Annotated in this window: 12 protein-coding genes and 1 pseudogene; 10 read left to right on the plus strand and 3 right to left on the minus strand. The window is 32.5% G+C overall.

Annotation, left to right across the window (positions count from 1 at the left end; translation table 11 throughout):
• Window positions 1-139: 139 nt before the first annotated feature.
• Both MHH59_RS12180 and MHH59_RS12185 read left to right on the plus strand, forming a co-directional pair.
• A complete protein-coding gene (locus MHH59_RS12180) occupies window positions 140-673 on the plus strand; it encodes an RNA polymerase sigma factor (protein ID WP_002127457.1) in 534 nt (177 codons plus the stop codon).
• A complete protein-coding gene (locus tag MHH59_RS12185) occupies window positions 663-1,490 on the plus strand; it encodes an SH3 domain-containing protein (protein WP_002127459.1) in 828 nt (275 codons plus the stop codon). The genes MHH59_RS12180 and MHH59_RS12185 overlap by 11 nt, the downstream gene beginning before the upstream one ends.
• Window positions 1,491-1,501: 11 nt before the next feature.
• Here MHH59_RS12185 and MHH59_RS12190 read toward each other — a convergent pair whose 3' ends face one another.
• Window positions 1,502-3,262, minus strand: a complete 1,761-nt coding sequence (locus MHH59_RS12190) for a peptidoglycan D,D-transpeptidase FtsI family protein (RefSeq protein WP_002127461.1) — start codon at window positions 3,260-3,262, stop codon at window positions 1,502-1,504.
• Window positions 3,263-3,672: 410 nt separating this feature from the next.
• On the opposite strand from MHH59_RS12190, the gene MHH59_RS12195 reads away from it, so the two are divergent.
• Both MHH59_RS12195 and bla read left to right on the plus strand, forming a co-directional pair.
• Window positions 3,673-5,808 (plus strand): peptidoglycan D,D-transpeptidase FtsI family protein, encoded by a 2,136-nt coding sequence (locus MHH59_RS12195; RefSeq protein ID WP_003189299.1) that lies wholly within the window; start codon window positions 3,673-3,675, stop codon window positions 5,806-5,808.
• Window positions 5,809-6,090: 282 nt separating this feature from the next.
• A complete protein-coding gene (bla, locus tag MHH59_RS12200; RefSeq protein WP_340852938.1) occupies window positions 6,091-7,017 on the plus strand; it encodes a class A beta-lactamase Bla1 in 927 nt (308 codons plus the stop codon).
• 7 nt (window positions 7,018-7,024) lie between these two features.
• Here the strand turns inward: bla and MHH59_RS30840 are convergent.
• Window positions 7,025-7,111 (minus strand): annotated as a pseudogene (locus MHH59_RS30840) (undecaprenyl-diphosphatase); the annotation flags it as partial.
• A gap of 607 nt (window positions 7,112-7,718) precedes the next feature.
• Here MHH59_RS30840 and hblC point away from each other — a divergent pair.
• The 4 genes from hblC (at window position 7,719) to MHH59_RS12220 (ending at window position 14,214) form a co-directional block, all read left to right on the plus strand.
• Window positions 7,719-9,038, plus strand: coding sequence for a hemolysin BL lytic component L2 (gene hblC / locus MHH59_RS12205; RefSeq protein WP_340851265.1), 1,320 nt, complete (start codon window positions 7,719-7,721; stop codon window positions 9,036-9,038).
• A gap of 62 nt (window positions 9,039-9,100) precedes the next feature.
• Window positions 9,101-10,330 (plus strand): hemolysin BL lytic component L1, encoded by a 1,230-nt coding sequence (gene hblD / locus MHH59_RS12210; RefSeq protein WP_142396323.1) that lies wholly within the window; start codon window positions 9,101-9,103, stop codon window positions 10,328-10,330.
• 31 nt (window positions 10,331-10,361) lie between these two features.
• Window positions 10,362-11,495 carry a hemolysin BL binding component B gene (gene hblA, locus MHH59_RS12215; RefSeq protein ID WP_002016983.1) on the plus strand — a complete coding sequence of 378 codons (1,134 nt, stop codon included), beginning with the start codon at window positions 10,362-10,364 and terminating at the stop codon, window positions 11,493-11,495.
• Between the two features lie 511 nt (window positions 11,496-12,006).
• A complete protein-coding gene (locus tag MHH59_RS12220; RefSeq protein ID WP_016126967.1) occupies window positions 12,007-14,214 on the plus strand; it encodes a M60 family metallopeptidase in 2,208 nt (735 codons plus the stop codon).
• 681 nt (window positions 14,215-14,895) lie between these two features.
• On the opposite strand, the gene MHH59_RS12225 is transcribed toward MHH59_RS12220, so the two are convergent.
• Window positions 14,896-15,162 carry a DUF5065 family protein gene (locus tag MHH59_RS12225; protein WP_087944691.1) on the minus strand — a complete coding sequence of 89 codons (267 nt, stop codon included), beginning with the start codon at window positions 15,160-15,162 and terminating at the stop codon, window positions 14,896-14,898.
• A gap of 511 nt (window positions 15,163-15,673) precedes the next feature.
• Here MHH59_RS12225 and MHH59_RS12230 point away from each other — a divergent pair.
• Together MHH59_RS12230 and MHH59_RS12235 are read left to right on the plus strand one after the other, a co-directional pair.
• Complete coding sequence (locus tag MHH59_RS12230) at window positions 15,674-16,873, plus strand: NAD(P)/FAD-dependent oxidoreductase (protein ID WP_016126968.1); 1,200 nt, start codon at window positions 15,674-15,676, stop codon at window positions 16,871-16,873.
• Window positions 16,874-16,939: 66 nt separating this feature from the next.
• Window positions 16,940-18,376: an MBL fold metallo-hydrolase gene (locus tag MHH59_RS12235; RefSeq protein WP_340851269.1), complete on the plus strand. Its 1,437-nt coding sequence runs from the start codon at window positions 16,940-16,942 to the stop codon at window positions 18,374-18,376.
• Window positions 18,377-18,944: the final 568 nt, after the last annotated feature.

Here is an 18,944-nt window from a genome sequence, read left to right on the forward strand (position 1 = left end):
ACATTTTTTTAGAAATATCATCTGTCGAAAAAAAAGATAAACAATGGAACAAATGAAACTTGTATCATGTCTATATATTGAAACCATATTAAAAGTGAGGGCAGCTTTATGTTTATTCAAATAAGTTTGAGGTGTGGAAATGGAACAGAAGTTTATTGAAAAATGTAATCATGATGAGCTTGACTATGTTATAAAAGACTATTGGCAAGATGTATGGAATTATTCATTTATTATTACGAAAGATCCACACTTATCAGATGACATCACACAAGATGTATTTATTAAGGTTTTTAAACATTGGAATTCGTTTCGAAAGGAGTCATCTATTAAAACGTGGATATTAAAAATTACAAGAAATACGGCAATAAACTATTTGAAATCCTCTTATTTTAAAAGGATATCTTTAGTGGGATTTTTTAGTGACGATAAGCAATCTCCATCGGCAGAACAAGAATTTTTTAATCAAGAGGAAATGAATGATGTGTGGGATGTTGTATTAAAACTACCTAAAAAACACCGCGAAATACTAATATTGGACGCGAAATATGAATTATCTTATGAAGAAATGGCTGAAACATTAGGTGTATCCATTGGAACAGTCAAATCTAGGTTAAGCAGAGCAAGAAGTAAAGTTTCAAAATTAATAGGGGAGGGTAGAAGTGATGAACAGTAAAAAAAATCCTGACTGGTATAGCAAATTAAAAAATGGACCAATGGAGCGTCGTAAAGATGAAGAAGCATTTATTTATAAAATAAAGCAATCGATATACCAAAATAGTGAAGTAGACTCTGTACCATACAAGAGACCATTTCGTAAAAAAGCATTGCCTATTGTAGTTGTTTTGGTTTGTACAATGTTATTTTTTATTGTTCAACAACCTTGGCTTGATGATAATAAATCACCGGTACAAAGTAGTACTCAAATTAAGCCTAAAACAAAAGATGAGTCTGCTCAAGATCCATCATTAAAACAATTTATGAATGAGTTATATCGAAGTACAAATTCAAAAAATGAAAATGACCTGTATAGAGCGTTAAATGATGAAGTTCTATTTAAAGGGAAAAGTTATCAGAAGGATGAATTGAAGTTTGATGAGGATATTTTTCATGAGTTGCAAGTCGCTCTTACAATGGGGGGAGAATTTGCAAATGATACAAAGAAAGCATACAAAGTACCAAGTGGATTGACAGAAAGTAACCAACCAAAGCAATCGCATTTTATATATGCAACTGTTACTGGAAATAAAACGAAAATTTTAGCTGAACCAAAACGAGAATCACAAGTTTTATATGAAGTATCTAATGAAATGGTAAAAGCTTTGATTCCAGAAAAAGTACAGAATGATGGATTTATAAAAGTATCGACAATTAACGGTTATACTGGATATGTACAAAAAGAGTATGTTTTAACTGATATTAAATATTCTTTCATATTTGAAAAGAATGATGAAGGTATATGGGAAATAACGAATATAGATTCTATATGGTAAAAGAGGAAGGTTCACTTTAATGAACCTTCCTCTTTATCTTTATCCTCTTTTTGAAGTGAATTCCAGCACTCTAAAATTTCTGATGTAACGAGAGCAGCAATATTTTTTTCCGAATTACTACCAGGAATAACGACAGAAATAGCAATTTTTGGATCTTCGGTAGGAGCATATGCAATGAAAAGAGAATGATTTATCATTCTTTCTTGCTCGTTCGGAGAGCCAGTTATCCCTGTTTTACCCGCGACATGAAAGGGCAAGTTTTTAATCTCCTCTATATTTTGACTCATCCCACCTTGCACGACACTCCAAAATTTCATAGGATAACGATTTGAACTTTCTAAGAGTGGTTTAAACTTTTTTGTTTCCTTATCGTCTTGACCAATAATAGCACTTACGATTTGAGGTTTATATTTATCACCTTTACTTGCCAAAGTTGCTGCATATTGAGCAAGTTGTAGAGGGGTGTGTACTTCATTTCCTCCCCAAGATGCATTTAATAAAGCAGAGATTCCATTTTCAAACTTATTAGATGGATGAAATTCATATTCTCCGTCTTCTTCAAAGGGTAAATCAATACCAGTTTTAGAGCGGAGGCCAAATTGCTTTAAATAATCTGTCCATATATTTGCTACTTTTTCTATATTCCCATTATTTCGGTTGAATAAGGGGAGAGCTACTTTTGCTGTCATAAATGTATTTGATGAATTAATGATAGCTTGACTCGGTGTAATTTCACCTGTTGGTGTTCCAGGAGCATTGGTGATGTTATTTTGATTATCATACTGAAAACTACCATTATCCAAATATGTATCCTCAGGTTGAAAAAGCTTTTCGTTTAATCCGATTAAAATAGTAAGTGGCTTTATAGTAGAGGCCATATTTACATAAGATTCACCATATTTTAATTTTTGAATTGCTTTATTTTGCGAAAGGGATTTAATGTTTTCTTTTTTAGATGATACATGTGTATTTAATATATTTGGATCAAAAACTGCCGAATTGGCCATAGTTAATATTGCGCCAGTTTTTACATCGGTTACTACTGCATAACCAGCATTAGCATCAGGTACTTTCTTAATTTGAGATCTTAGTGCTTCCTCTGTTTTTTGCTGCAATTTAGAGTCTAAAGCTAGCCGGACATCTTTTCCTTTTTGTACTTTTTGAATGTTCCATAAGAACTTTTTATTATTCATTTTAAAAATCAGAGTTTTTCCGGGTTTTCCTTTTAAATCATTTTCATATTGAAACTCAATCCCACTTTTACCAACAGGTACATTTTTAGAATTAAGGTCATTTTCTACATACCCAATTACTTGTGAAGCAATTTCGTTCTTTGGATAATATCGAATGAATTCGTCTTTGATCACTACATTTTTAGGTTTATTCTTGTTTATGAATGAAATTTCATTTTCACTTATATCAGAGTATAAGGATATTTCATTCATAGTCTGCTTATTACAGGATTGTTGTAATTGAGATTTTATGTCCTCTGTAGAAATGTCATGTTGAAACTCGTTTGAAAATTGATTGAAAAAAGCTAATGTGTTTGATGTATCTTTATTCGATAGTTTTTCATCATTAGAAGTGCAATATAGAGACTTAACTTTCTTATTTGTAGCTAGTATTACACCATTTTGATCAAGAATTTTTCCTCTTTCAGCTGAAGAAGTTGCGATAGTAATTGAAATGAAGTTGATTTTTAATAAAATTAGTAAAATCACACTTACAATAGAAAGAACCGCAAAAAATCTCCATCTTTTCGTATGTAACATATAACCCTCCCTTATGTAGCCTATTCCATCTTATAGTTAATTATTTTTTTTGTAAATGTGGAACAACTTTATGATTTAGATTGTCTATTAAGTATTACAGCATGAAGAAAGGAACAATCAGTATGAAAAAAAGTACATGTTAATAGTAAGTCTATGTGTAAGTTTAATATGAGTCATTATACAGTTTAGCATTTCTAATGCAGGCGACAAAAAAATAGAGAAAAAAACAGGAAGGGAGATTTATCAATTACACGGCTAAACCAAAAGGAATGGATGCCTACAAGGATTTAACAAAAAAGATAAGACACTATTATAACTGAATAGTGGTTTCTAATATATAGGGAACGCTTTTAGTATATTTATTTACTAAGTATTAGTGAGGATTTCCTGAAGAATTATATGGAGGATTTATGAAAGAACAAAAAGTAAAGAAACAGAAGACATATATATCTATTCGATTGAATATAATGTTCCTTTGCATATTTGTACTATTCTCAGCTATTATTATGCAGCTAGGAAAAGTACAAATCGTTGAGGGAGAGGCTTATAAGAACCAAGTGGAAAACAGTCAAAATGAAACAACTAGTATACCAGTTCCACGTGGACAGATTCTAGATCGAGAAGGGAAAACGGTCGTTAATAATAAATCTCTTCGCACAATTACGTATACAAGGGTGAAGGGGATTACGAGTGAAGATATTTTAAAAACAGCAAAAGACTTGGCGAAGGTACTTGAAATGCCTGAGCAAGATATAAATAAATTAACCGATATCGATAAAAAAGATTTTTGGATGCAATTGAATACGAAACGTGCGGAATCAAAGATTACTAAAAAAGACATAGGAAATTTTAAAGAAAAGGGAATAGAGGGAAAAGAACTAGACAAAAAAATTCAAGACTTAAGACGAAGTCGCGTTACAGAAGTAGAATTGGCAGAATTAACAGCACAAGATTTAAAGGTGTTAGCTATTAAAAGTAAAATGAGTTCAGGTTATCAACTGACACCACAAATTATAAAAAAAGATGTGACAGATCAAGAATATGCGCGGATAAGTGAAAAACTTGCGGAGTTTCCAGGAGTAGATACAACAGTTGATTGGGAACGTAATTATGTAAATGGTAATTTATTTCGTTCCGTGTTAGGTAATATTACAAGTAGTGAAGAAGGATTACCGAAAGAAAACTTAGATTCTTATTTGGTACGTGGATATAACCGTAATGATCGTGTAGGAAAAAGTTATATTGAACAACGATATGAAGATGTATTACACGGCACAAAAGAAGAAGTGAAAAACATTACTGATAAATCAGGAAACATTATAAACACAGAAATAATCTCTAAAGGAAAAAGTGGTAATAGTTTAACATTAACGATTGATATGGAATTACAAAAGAAAGTGGAAGAAAGTATAGAGAAAAATTTGAGAGCTTTTAAGAGTTCAGAGCCACTGTTGGACCGAGCGTTTGTCGTCATGACAAATCCAAATAACGGACAGATTTTATCTATGGCAGGCAAAAAGATTGTAGAAAAAGAAGGGAAAATAGAGATTGAGGATTTGGCATTAGGTAACATGACAACTTCGTATGAGCTAGGGTCAGCTGTAAAAGGCGCAACATTATTAACTGGATATGAGACAGGGGCAATACAGCCAGGAGATCAATTTTATGATGCACCGATGAAATTTAAAGGTACACAAGCCAAGAAATCATGGAATGTATCCGGATTTGGTAATATTAATGATTTACGAGCTTTACAAGTATCTTCGAATGTATACATGTTCCAGACAGCTTTAAAAATTGCGGGAGTTAATTACGTACCGAATGGTTCATTGGATATTAAACAAGAAGCATTTGATAAAATGCGTTATTATTTTAAACAATTTGGTTTAGGGGTACCAACAGGTATTGATTTACCGAATGAAATAATTGGGCAAACGAGAAAAGTAGATAGTCAACCTGGGTTTTTACTAGATTTTTCTATCGGTCAGTATGATACGTATACGCCATTGCAATTGGCACAATATATTTCAACTATTGCAAATGGTGGATATAGAATGCAACCCCAAATTGTACAAGAAATACGAGAGCAATCAATAAAAGAAGAAGAGGTCGGTAAAGTTATACGCTCTATAGAGCCTGTCGTATTAAATCGAGTTGATATGAAGAAAGAACATATTGATCGGATAAAAGAAGGTTTTAGATGGGTATTCCAAGAAGGTGATGGAACTGGCGTGAAGTATTTCAAAAATGCGCCATATAAACCAGCAGGAAAGACAGGGACAGCTCAAACTGTATATGGTGGAGATGATCCAATTGGTAGAAATGCAAAAGGAGAACGTATGGAATGTTACAACTTAACATTAGTTGGATATGCTCCATATGATAATCCAGAAGTAGCATTTTCTGTAGTAGTCCCATGGCTTCATGATGATAAAAATGGAATTAATTCTATAATTGGAAAGGAAATTTTAGATGTATACTTTGATTTAAAAAAGCAACGTATACATGGTGAAGCTGCTAGTACAGATAGTTCGAATCAAAGATAGTAAAATTTGTGCACTTTTCTCAGGGGAAGAGACCCTGTTTATATAAAAGCCTTTATAAGTTAAAGAAAAAGGAAGATTTGAAATAAGAGATAGCGGCTATCATAGTTGCTATCTCTTACTTTTGTTAATATCTTGGCTACTAGTTAAAAAGGTTTTAAATTTATGGAACAAACTTGTTTCTTAGATGGTCTATTATGTGTACGTATAAAAACAGGTTTTCAAATAGGATACAGTGTATTGAATTTACTACTTGTTTTCAGTATTGAAAATTTGAAAGGAATGATGATTTTGAAAAACAAGAGGATGTTAAAAATAGGTTTATGTGTTGGTATATTAGGTTTAAGTCTTACAAGCCTAGAAGCTTTTACAGGAGGGGCATTGCAAGTTGAAGCGAAAGAAAAGACCGGACCAGTTAAACATAAAAATCATGCGACGTATAAAGAATTCTCTCAACTTGAGAAAAAATTTGATGCTCGATTAGGTGTATATGCTATTGATACTGGTACAAATCGAACAATTGCTTATCGACCTAACGAAAGATTTGCCTTTGCATCAACCTACAAGGCATTAGCGGCAGGAGTATTGCTACAGCAAAACTCAACTGAGAAATTAAATGAAGTTATCACTTATACGAAAGACGACTTGGTGGAATATTCACCCGTTACAGAGAAACATGTAGATACAGGCATGAAACTTGGGGAAATTGCAGAGGCGGCTGTTCGTTCTAGTGATAATACCGCCGGGAACATTTTATTTAATAAAATAGGCGGACCTAAAGGATATGAAAAAGCACTTAGACAGATGGGTGATCGGGTTACTATGGCTGATCGCTTTGAGCCAGAGTTAAACGAAGCTACTCCAGGAGACATTCGTGACACTAGTACAGCGAAAGCCATTGCTACCAATCTTAAGGCTTTTACGGTCGGAAATGCACTTCCAGCTGATAAACGTAAAATTCTTACAGAGTGGATGAAAGGAAATGCTACAGGAGACAAACTTATTCGTGCAGGCGTACCAACTGAATGGGTAGTTGGAGATAAATCAGGAGCTGGAAGTTATGGGACACGAAATGATATTGCTATCGTTTGGCCACCGAACAGGGCACCTATTATCATTGCAATCTTATCTAGTAAAGATGAGAAAGAAGCTACCTATGATAATAAATTAATTGCAGATGCAGCTGAAGTTATAGTTAAGGCTCTTAAATGATAATTTCTCAATTCTTTATGTAATGTAATTGAAAATAGGAACCTAGAAAGCGATTCTTTTTACTGTGAAAAGAATCGCTTTTTTGTATTCCTATAATGAATAGTAAGTATATAAGCGAAAATTATTATTTCATGGACAATTTATCCCCTAAAGTGCATGAGGGAAATTTTCTCCTGTGGTGTTCGTAGCAATATGATTATTATGTATACGATAATAATATTTTGGAGTAGTTAAGCTAGATACTCCTATATGGATATGTAATTTTACATATCCATATAAAAGACACATATGTGTTAATCACTATTAAATTATATTGAAATCATTTTTAAGTAAGGGATTCATATAGATTTAAGGGAATCAAAGAATTTTTATGTTTAATTATCATAGTATAATTATTTCACTTTATGAAATGAAATTTGTATTTAACTTTTTTAAATATAATATTTTTAAATTCGAATAATAAATATCTGGAAAATTAAATTTAATCAATGTGATTTTCAGGTTTACTTATGAAAAACATAGTGTTTAAAATGAGGGGGAAGTAAGGTCCTTATATTCTATCAAAAATAAATAAAAAACGAGATACGATTACTCTATCGAAAAAATTTCTATCCTCAAGTGTGTGTGATGAAATCCTAACGTTAGGTTGTACAAAATTTACGATTAAAACTGTAAAAAACAATAGTGAAGAGGTGTACGGAATGAAGAATAAAATTATGACAGGATTTTTAATAACATCAATCGTTACTGGAGCGACTATTCCTATCAATACTCTCGCAATGCGAATCGTTCAGGCAGAAACGAAACAAGATAATATAGATATTTCCTCAGCATTACGAAAAATAGGTGCACACTCCAAATTAACACAAACCTTTATAGATGGAGCCTTAGCAAGTCCGAATGTGCAACTTGAAGAAGTTCCATCTTTAAATACAACTCAATTTCTAATTAAACAAGATATGAAAGAGTGGTCATCAGAACTATATCCAAAATTAATTCTACTAAATTCAAAAAGTAAAGGATTTGCAACCAAATTTAATAGCTATTATCCAACATTAAAAGGATTTGTAGATAATAAGGAAGATAAAGAAGGGTTTATAGATAGACTGGAAGTTCTTCAAGATATGACTATAACAAACAAAGAAAACGTGCAACGTCAGATTAATGAGTTAACAGATCTTAAACTACAGGTAGATAAGAAACTGAAAAATCTTGATACAGATGTGGTAAAAGCACAGAGTGTACTTAGTTCAGAGGGAACAGGAAAAATAGACAAGTTAAAAAATGAAATGCTAAATACAAAAAAATCAATTCAAAATGATTTAGAGCAAATAGCATTATTACCAGGAGCTTTAAATGAACAAGGGCTAAAGGTATTCCAAGAGATTTATAGCCTATCAAAAGATATCATTGAACCGGCTGCTCAAACAGCGGTAGTAGCGTATAACAAAGGAAAAGAAATAAATAATACTATTGTAGAAGCAGAGAAGAAAGCAGAGCAGGAAGCAACAGAAAAGGGAAAATCAGCTATAGAAATTGAAGCTGCCAAAAAAGAAGCACGTGAAGCGATAGAGAAAAGTAAAAAAGGTGAAATTGCTGCAGCTGCAGTTACAAAAACGAAAGAGTATGATCTTATGAAAGTGATTGATCCTGAAAAAATTAAAAAAATATATAGTACCTTTGCCGAAATTAATAAACTAACAGCAGAGCAAAGAGTATATTTAAATGATTTAGAGAAACAAAATCAGAAATTATATGACTTAACAACTAAATTAACAGTAGCAGATTTACAAAAATCAATGATTCTTTTCATGCAAAATGATTTGCATACATTTGCTAATCAAGTAGATGGAGAAATTGAGCTAATGAAACGTTATAAAGAGGATTTGAATCTAATAAATAATAGTATTACAAAATTATTGACTGAAGTTGATACTAGTAACACTCAGTCTCAAAAAGATACATTAAGACGACTAAAAAATGTAACAAATCAACTCGAAGAACAAGTTTATAAATTTTAATATTAAGAATTTAGGTTTAATAAAAAGATAATAACTCAATTGAAAATAAGGAGGAGAATCAAATAATGAAATTTCCATTTAAGGTCATAACGTTGGCCACTTTAGCAACGGTTATAACTGCTACGAATGGTAGTACTATTCACGCACTTGCACAAGAACAGACAGCACAAGAACAGAAAATAGAAAATTATGCGTTAGGACCTGAAGGGTTAAAGAAAGTGTTGGCTGAAACAGGCTCTCATATTCTTGTAATGGATTTGTACGCAAAAACAATGATTAAGCAACCGAATGTAAATTTATCCAACATTGATTTAGGTTCAGGAGGGGGAGAATTAATCAAAAACATTCACCTGAATCAGGAACTGTCACGAATCAATGCAAATTACTGGCTAGATACAGCGAAGCCAAACATTCAAAAGACAGCACGTAATATTGTAAATTATGATGAACAATTTCAAAATTATTACGACACACTAGTAGATACTGTAAAAAAGAAAGATAAGGCGGGCCTCAAAGAAGGAATAGGGGATTTAATCGGTACAATTCATACAAATTCAAATGAAGTTACGGAAGTTATTAAGATGTTAGAAGCTTTCAAAACAAAGTTGTATACAAATACTGTAGATTTTAAAAATAATGTTGGAGGTCCAGATGGACAAGGGGGATTAACGGCTATATTAGCGGGAAAACAAGCACTATTCCCACAACTTCAGGCCGAAATTGAGAATTTACGTTCTACGCAGAAAGCACATTTTGATAATGTATTAGCCTGGTCAATTGGTGGTGGATTAGGAGCAGCTATTTTAGTTATTGGAACGATTGCAGGAGCGGTAGTAATTGTTGTGACCGGTGGCACAGCGACACCAGCTGTTGTTGGTGGTCTAACAGCTCTAGGGGCAGCTGGTATCGGTTTAGGAACAGCAGCTGGTGTTGAGGCATCTAATCATATGAACTCCTATAATGAAATTTCGAATAAAATTGGAGAATTAAGTATGAAAGCTGATTTAGCTAACCAAGCAGTTATTTCACTTACTAATACAAAAGACACTTTAACATATTTGTATCAAACAGTTGATCAAGCAATTATGTCTCTAACAAGTATTCAGCAACAATGGAATACGATGGGAGCGAATTATAAAGATCTATATGATAATATCGACCAAATGCAAGAACATAAACTTTCTTTAATACCTGATGATTTAAAGGCTGCAAAACAAAGTTGGAATGATATTCATAAGGATGCAGAATTCATTTCAAAAGACATTGCTTTTAAACAAGAAAAAACAAATTAAAAATCAATATATATGTATAGGAGGAATTAAAATGAATAAAAACTTTCCTTATAAACTACTTGCTGTATCGACGTTTTTAACTCTGACAACAACTACTGTAGTTTCTCCAGTGGCAGCCTTCGCAAGTGAAAGTAAAATGGAACAAACTAGTACCGAAGATATATCTCTTTCTGTAAACAGCGAAAAGATGAAAAAAGCTTTGCAAGATGCTGGGGTATTTGCAAAATCCATGAATGATTACTCTTATTTGTTAATTAAAAACCCAGATGTTAACTTTGAAGGCATTGACATTAAAGGATATACAAATCTACCTAGTCAAATTCTACAAGATCAAAAGAATGCAAGAGAGCATGCTACGAAATGGGATTCACACATAAAAAAACAACTTTTAGATACACTGACGGGGATTGTAGAGTATGATACTAAATTCGACAATTATTATGACACATTAGTAGAAGCGATTAATGAAGGGGATGCAGACACATTAAAAGAAGGCATGACAGATTTACAAGGTGAGATTAAACAAAATCAAGCATATACACAGAATTTAATACAAGAACTAGCTAAGTTAAGAGATAGTATTGGAGAAGATGTCCGAGCATTTGCAGGTCATAAAGATATTTTGCATTCGATTCTGAAAAACCAAGCATCTGGAATTGATGAAGATGAAAAGCGCCTAAATGAAGTTTTAGAGCAAGTAAGACATTTTAAACAAGTAGAATCAGATGGAATAATAACTGTATCAATTCCCTCAATTCCTACGTGGATTGCTGGTGGTGTAATGATAGGGGTAGCAAGAAATAATTTAGGTACGTTAGAGCCGTTGTTAGCACAATTACGTCAGACTATAGATTATAAAGTAACATTAAATCGTGTAGTTGGTGTTGCGTATAATAATATTAATGAAATGCACAATGCGATTGGATCGGCTATTAATGCACTTACCTATATGTCTGCACAATGGCATGATTTAGATTCTCAATATTCGGGAGTGCTTAGTCATATTGATAAAGCATCCCAAAAAGCGGATCAAAATAAATTCAAATTCCTAAAACCTAATTTGAATGCAGCGAAAGATAGTTGGAAAACATTGAGAGCGGATGCGTTTACATTAAAAGAAGGGATAAAAACATTAAAAATGGATCCTGTTTCTTCAAAAAAATAGCGGAATACAGTATTTGTTGCAAGGGCATTTATACAGTTATAAAATGATTTTTTGTTCTTTATAAATTGAAAAGACGGAGGTATCATCAGGCCTCTGTCTTTTATTTTATTGAAATATTTTTATAATTCCATCCTATATGTAGAAAGTAGTTATACAAGTTTGAATTTTTAAGGTGAATGATTTTTATGAATTTTTTCATAAAACCTAATCTATGATTAGTGAGCTTTATATTCTTATTTTCCTAATAGAATACTTTTATACAATTAGATGGAAGTTAAGAATACTAAATCAAAACATAATAGGTTGTTATTGATGAGTTTATCGTAAAGTTGTTATTTTATGTGTCATCAAATAACATTTATAAACAATTAGAAATAAAGAAAAGGAGACTATTATGAGAAAAAATAGAGTATTAGATACAACATAAATAGCGTAAAAAATTTTTGGTGTAAAAACGTAATAAATAAAATAATAATCCTTAAATGTACTAAGGGAAAATGAGGGAGATAATATGGGGAATAACTCAAAATATAAAACTAGAAAAATACTTGCAGCTACCGCTACAGTAACTATGCTTACGACTGGAATGGTTTCTTCATCAGATGTCTTTGCAGAGGAAACAAAGCAGCAAAAAAAAATATCGACATCACTGCAAGAGGAAAAGTCAGTTAAATCAGAAAACAGAATATATACAGTCCCAGGAAAAGGGGATGTTGAGGTACTGAAACAACAGGAAAGAAAAAGTATGGCATTTAGTCCATATGAACCCACTGGTTTATATGCAAAGCCAAATGAACAAATAACGATTAATGTAGAAGGAAATCAAAATATTCAAGCATATATTGGAACGTATTCGTATGATGCTTCTTGGAGAGAAGATTCTAAAATAAAATCATTTACATTAAAACCTGGTATAAACACAATCCAATCTCCAAATGGGGGGATGATTTATTTTTATAATAAACAACAAGGTGGTACCATTCGAACAACAGTCACAACAGGTGGAACGACTACTCCTTTTTTTGAACTAGGAAAGCATACGAAACAAGATTTAATAAACATGCTGGACCAATATCCCAATGCACATGCAGTGGAGTTAAAAGGAGAACGTGTATTAATTACGGCCAGCCCTGCACGTGTTAAGAAATATTTGTTAGGTTCTAATACAGATCCTGTACAACTCTTAAAAAAGATGGATGAAGCTACTCGAATTCAAGACAAAGTAGCTGGTTTATCCGAGGAACAAGTAGATAAACATTATATTCATTACGTAGAAGAAAATCATTCTCCCGATTATTATATGTATGCAACTTCTTATCGAACCGCATATGTAGGAGATGCAATCCAATACGTGTTAGATATTAATAAATTTATAAAAGATGGCTGGGGTCCTTGGCATGAGGCAGGGCATTTGAGACAGCAATCACCTTGGAAGTTTTATAATATGACAGAAGTACAAAATAATATTTACAGCCTTTCTGTAGAAAAAGCATTTACATCTAATCAATCTTTTAGATTGCAACAGGAGGGCGCTTATACTAAGGCATTTCAATACTTAGAACAACCTAATAAAAATTATGACGAAGTTAGTGATGTTTTTGTTAAGCTTGTTATGCTTTGGCAACTACAGTTAGCATATGGAGAGGACTTCTATCCTCAATTGCATCAATTGTATAGAGAAATGTCTTCAAGTGAACTTCCACAAACTGATGAAAATAAAAAACAATTATTTATGATTTCGGCATCAAAAGTAGCCAAACAAAATTTGATACCTTTCTTTGAGAAGTGGGGATTACGTCCAAATAACGATACCATTCAAAAAGTGGCTGTATTAGGGTATCCAACTTTAACAGCAGAGATTTGGAAGGGGACGGATTCTAATCCAATTAAACCAGATATACCTAATGTAAATAATATTTTAGAAGGAAACAAGTTTGCATGGTCATTAAAAGGGATTAGTGATTTCGAATTTGCTAAAATCAATTTCAATAAGTCGACAGAAGAAGTGCATATTGACTTAAAAGCAGGCGTACCGCATCATTATTTTAATGAAACATATGCGAGTATTAAAGTACAAAATGCATCAGGAAAAGTAGTATACAATAAAGACATCTATGGAAACAAACAACAAAATGCTGAATCGCAAAAAGTTCCAGTTAAAGTAGGGGATTATATTGAGTTAACACATCTAGAAGGTGTGCATAGAGCTACTTTCACAAATGTAGATAATAGTAAACAAGAAAGCTTTGGAAAAAAAGCAATGTACGAAGTTACAAAAGAAGGTCTGAAGAAAGTAGAAAAAATGCCAGAAACAACGGTTTTAGACGGAAATCAATTTGGTTGGTCTTTAAAAGGATATAGTGATAGAGAAATTGCAAAAGTAAATTATAATAGGGTAACAGAGAAAATACAGGTGAATTTAGAAGCAGGCGTACCACATTCTTATTTTAATAATACGTATGCAAGTATCAAAGTACAGAATTCATCCGGTAGTGTTGTGTACAATAAGGAAATAGTGGGAAATAGACAGCAAACTGCTGAAAGACAAACTGTGCCAGTCAAAGTGGGAGATTATATCGAGTTTACCCATATAGAAGGGGAAGCAGTAAAGGAAAAGACACGGGCTACACTTATTAACCTTGAGAATAGTAAACAGGAATATATAGGTAAAAAAAGAACCTATCAAGTTACTTCTACGGGATTAAGCAAAATAGATTAATATGAATAAACTTCAAATTATTAGTAAGATGCCAAATAGTCGTTCATTATGAACGGCTATTTGGCTTTTATTTATATAAAAGTGAAATATAATCCAATGTTTAATGATTTATTAGAAGTAAAAAGGTAGGTATTATATAAAAGAAAATGAATAATTTATGCAGAGCTTGTATACGGTGTTATTATTTGACTATTCTAAAATCAATTGATAAAAACGCTGGAATGTTTTTTAGAAAACAACTGACTCCATAGGTGGAATTTGGAAGATTAATTCTATTTTGGAGTTTATTTTTATAAGGAAATTCACATACGTGGATTAGTATTAAGATTCAAAATGTAAAATATCTAAAGACCTAAGTACAAGCACACATTTTAAATAAAAAAAGTGAGAAGAATGAATAACATTCTTCTCACTTTTAGCAATTAGGGTCGGCATATACATAAATATGCGTTTGAGTGGAATTTTGGATGAAAAATCCACATGCATAGTATACCAAAATATTTAAGGCCCTTCGTATGCAATATTGCATACGAAGAGTAGGTGGATATAATAGTTAACTTACTTCTATTAAAAGTAAAATGTGTTTATATTAAAAAAGTTAAAATCAAATTGAAGCTGGTTAAGATCTTAATTCTTCATAGCTACCTAATTAATCAATTCTAGCTACTGAGTAGGAAAGAGTTAATTAATTTGAAAATGATTTGAGTAGGTAAATTCTCCGTTATACTTAATTACTGCAATATATGTCCCTTTAGTATATACATTTGTAATTGGTGTTCTCCAAATTTCTAACCCTTTAGGCGTAGTAATAAATTCTGGTTCAATTGTAATAAAGCGTTGTAAAGTGCCGTCAGGGTGAACCTTGAAAATCTTCATTTTGGCACCAAAATGCGCTCTACCAAAACGTTGAGTTAAGTAGAAAGTATCTCCTGTTATGAGGTGTTCAATATTCCAGTCGGGTTGGTATGTACTATTTTCAGCTCCCTATAAATCAAAGGCTACGGGAAATATGGTAATAGCAATTCTCACATTATTGAGGGACTGGAAAAACAACAAAGACGTTCTCAAATGCATGTATAGATATTTATAACAAAGATTCAAAAAAGAATAGGTAATATAGCTATTGGAATAAGATTGTTTTTGTCTATCTCCTGAAAAGGAGGATGGACAAACCATACCAAAGAAACTTGCATTTCATTATCTATAGAAGTGTAATGTCATTAAAGTGAGATAGGATACAGGCTAATATTGAGAAATGTAAAGTTTGTAGAGTTTGAAACAAATTAAAGAAGTAACATAAGGGATTTACGCATATAGTAATGTCGACGGATAAAGTTAACGGAATATTCGTTTTAATAAGATAAAATAATAGTATTTTTATCTTATAATATTGTTACTACGATGAAATAAGGCTAATAATTAGTTAACTTAAAAATTAAATTCAGATAGGAAGAGGATAATGAAGACCAGAGATAATTATAAAATTATTGTGATTGGCGCTGGGACTGCAGGACTATCTTCTACTGCACATTTGTTACGAAATGTATCCCTATTGAAAGAAAGTATAGCTATTATCGATTCATCTAAAAAACATTACTTCCAACCACTATGGAGTTTAGTTGGGGGAGGAATTGTTTCAAAGGAATGTACGATGCGTGATCAAGAATCACTTATTCCAAAAGGAGCAACGTGGATTCCTAAAAGTGTTGTTAAGTTGTTTCCAGATCAAAATAAGATACTTTTAGATGATGGAATGCTACTTGAATATGAGATTCTTATTGTAGCAGCCGGTATACAAATAAATTGGGGTGGTATTAAAGGCTTAAAGGAGTCTATTGGGACTAATGGGGTTTGTAGCAATTATTCTTATAAATATGTTGATTCTACTTGGAGAGAAATTGAAAAATTCAAAGGAGGAAATGCGATTTTTACCCACCCCAATACTCCTATTAAATGTGGTGGCGCCCCACAAAAAATTATGTATTTAGCAGAAGAGTATTTTTGTAATAGCGGTTTGAAAAACAGAAGTGAAGTAATGTTTTATTCTGCGAACGCTAACATATTTCAGGTACCGCGTTATGCTGAAACATTAGAACAAGTACTAGAAAGAAAGCAAATTATAACGAACTATAATAAAAACTTAGTAGAAATTATCGCTGAAAAGAGAGAAGCAATTTTTGAAGATACGCAAACACTGAAACGAGAAACAGTACCATATAGTATGATACATGTTGTTCCACCAATGGGGCCACCTAACTTTATTAAAGAAAGTGAGATAAGTGATCATCAGGGGTGGGTAGATATAAGTCCTTATACTTTGCAGCATGTAAAATATAAGAATATTTTTGGACTTGGAGATTGTACCAATTTACCTACATCTAAAACTGGAGCGGCAATTCGAAAACAAATACCTGTCTTAAAACAAAATATTTTGGACGTACTTAATGGAAGAGACTTGCAGGCTAATTATGATGGGTATACATCCTGTCCGATTGTTACAGGATATAAAAGTCTTATACTCGCTGAATTTAACTATGAACATGAGCCTCAAGAAACGTTTCCGTTTAATCAAGCGAAAGAACGGTATAGTATGTTTTTACTTAAAAGGTATATGTTGCCCTATATGTATTGGAATTTAATGTTGAAAGGGATTCTATAAGGAAAGATAGAGAGTTGTTGTAACAACCGAGAAGTAATTTGAAATAAGCATTTGGAGGGAATAGCTATGCTTTTAAAATATTTTTATGATGAAAAATTAGCTCATGCTTCCTATTTAGTTGGTTGTCAGAAGGAAGGCGTAGCAATTGTTATTGATCCCAGCCGCTATATAGAACAATATATAGAATTTGCTAAGAAAGAGGGAATGGAAGTAATTGCTGCGGCTGAGACTCATATTCATGCAGATTTTCTATCTGGGTCTAGAGAACTTTCCCTTCTTTTTAATGCAAATTTATATGTATCAGATGAAGGAGATAGTGGTTGGAAATATCAAAATCTTAACGAGGGCCGATACAATTTGGTTAGAGAGGGAACAGAGTTTAAGGTTGGTCATATAAAATTCAATGTCATTCATACCCCAGGGCATACGCCTGAAAGTATTTCCTTTTTAGTAACCGATACAAGTCAAAATAATTATATGAATGATAAACCGATAGGAATATTCACAGGTGATTTTATATTTGTAGGAGATATAGGTAGACCCGATTTATTAGAAATTGCTGTTGGTATTAAAGATACCGCAAAAATAGGAGCGAAACAATTATTTGATTCTATACAAAAAATAAAAATACTCCCCGATTATTTGCAAATATGGCCATCACATGGTGCAGGAAGTGCATGTGGAAAAGCATTAGGAGCAATTCCAACTTCCACATTAGGTTATGAAAAGATGTTTAATTGGGCGTTTCAATGTAATGATGAAGATAATTTTATATCGAATTTATTGACGGGACAGCCAGAGCCTCCAAAGTATTTTCCATTAATGAAGCATTTAAATAAGTATGGTCCACCAACTCGTAAGAAGAGAGAGATTACTGCTATTTATATAATAGAAGAACTTCAAGAAGTGATGAGGGGTGTTCAGCAAATAGTTGATATAAGGGATGTAGAGTGTTTTGCTGCTGGCCACATCGAGAAGTCAATTAACATACCTTATAACAATTCTTTCACAACTTGGTGTGGGGGGATATTAGATTATAAAAAAGAAACTTTAATAATTTTAGATGCGGAAAATGTTAAAGTGGAGGAAGTTATTAGAGACTTTGAGTCCATTGGCTTAGATAATATTATTGCTTTTGCACCTTCAAAGGTAATTCAAAGATTCCATAGTTTAGAGATTTATAAGGAAAAAACATCAAATGAATTATATCCGTTAATAAAAGATGGAAGTGTAAAGGTTATCGATGTGCGTAGTAAAAAAGAGTGGGATGAAGGACATCTTCATGATGCAATACATATCACTTTAGGTAATCTACTTGAACGGCTAGATGATGTACCGAAAAATTGTCCAATAGTTTTACAATGTCGAACGGGGTTACGTTCCGCTATAGCAGCTAGCATTTTACAAAAAGCTGATATAAAGAAAGTAGTTAATTTAAAGGGAGGATTTCTTGCATGGAAAAAAGCAGGACTGCCTTATGATACATTTAATTCCAAGGTATAGGAAAATATTTTTTACTAATTTATATGAATAGGAATTGGAGCGATTTTATCGATTTCTGACAAAAGACTCCTTTCTTAAAAATGTGAAGGTGTAAAACGTCAATTTTAAGTGGGGGATGCATGTCGGTTGGCGTAAGCCAAAATGTTTTTAACCATATACTTGTACAGATTGATCTTTGAAAACTGAAGATATGAGGTTGGTTGCAGAAAATTCGTTGCAATCGTAAAATTTTCAACGTCCTATCGTCCCGCGCTTGCCGAAATTGCGAAAATCAAGCTAAAGTAGGAAACGTGGTGAGGCAACGTAAAAGACACTTCAGTTCCCACCATAGGAACTACGGGCGGATCCTACTAAGATAACTGGTGGATACACCGATGTTCACAGAAATCTCCCACTTCAAAAAGGCCGCAAAGTCGTTAAGTGGGGGTAGTTCAAAAACAAGGAATTAAATAAAGGCATTTTCATATTAGTTATATTTTAACTTGTAAATGTTTTTTCTCTTAAGGATTTTTTAGAAAAAAATTCTTGATAATGTACGAAATTCATATTTCTTAGTAACAATAATCTA

Origin of the sequence: Bacillus sp. FSL E2-0195, assembly GCF_038003645.1 — a bacterium.
In the GTDB taxonomy this organism is placed as follows: domain Bacteria; phylum Bacillota; class Bacilli; order Bacillales; family Bacillaceae_G; genus Bacillus_A; species Bacillus_A mycoides.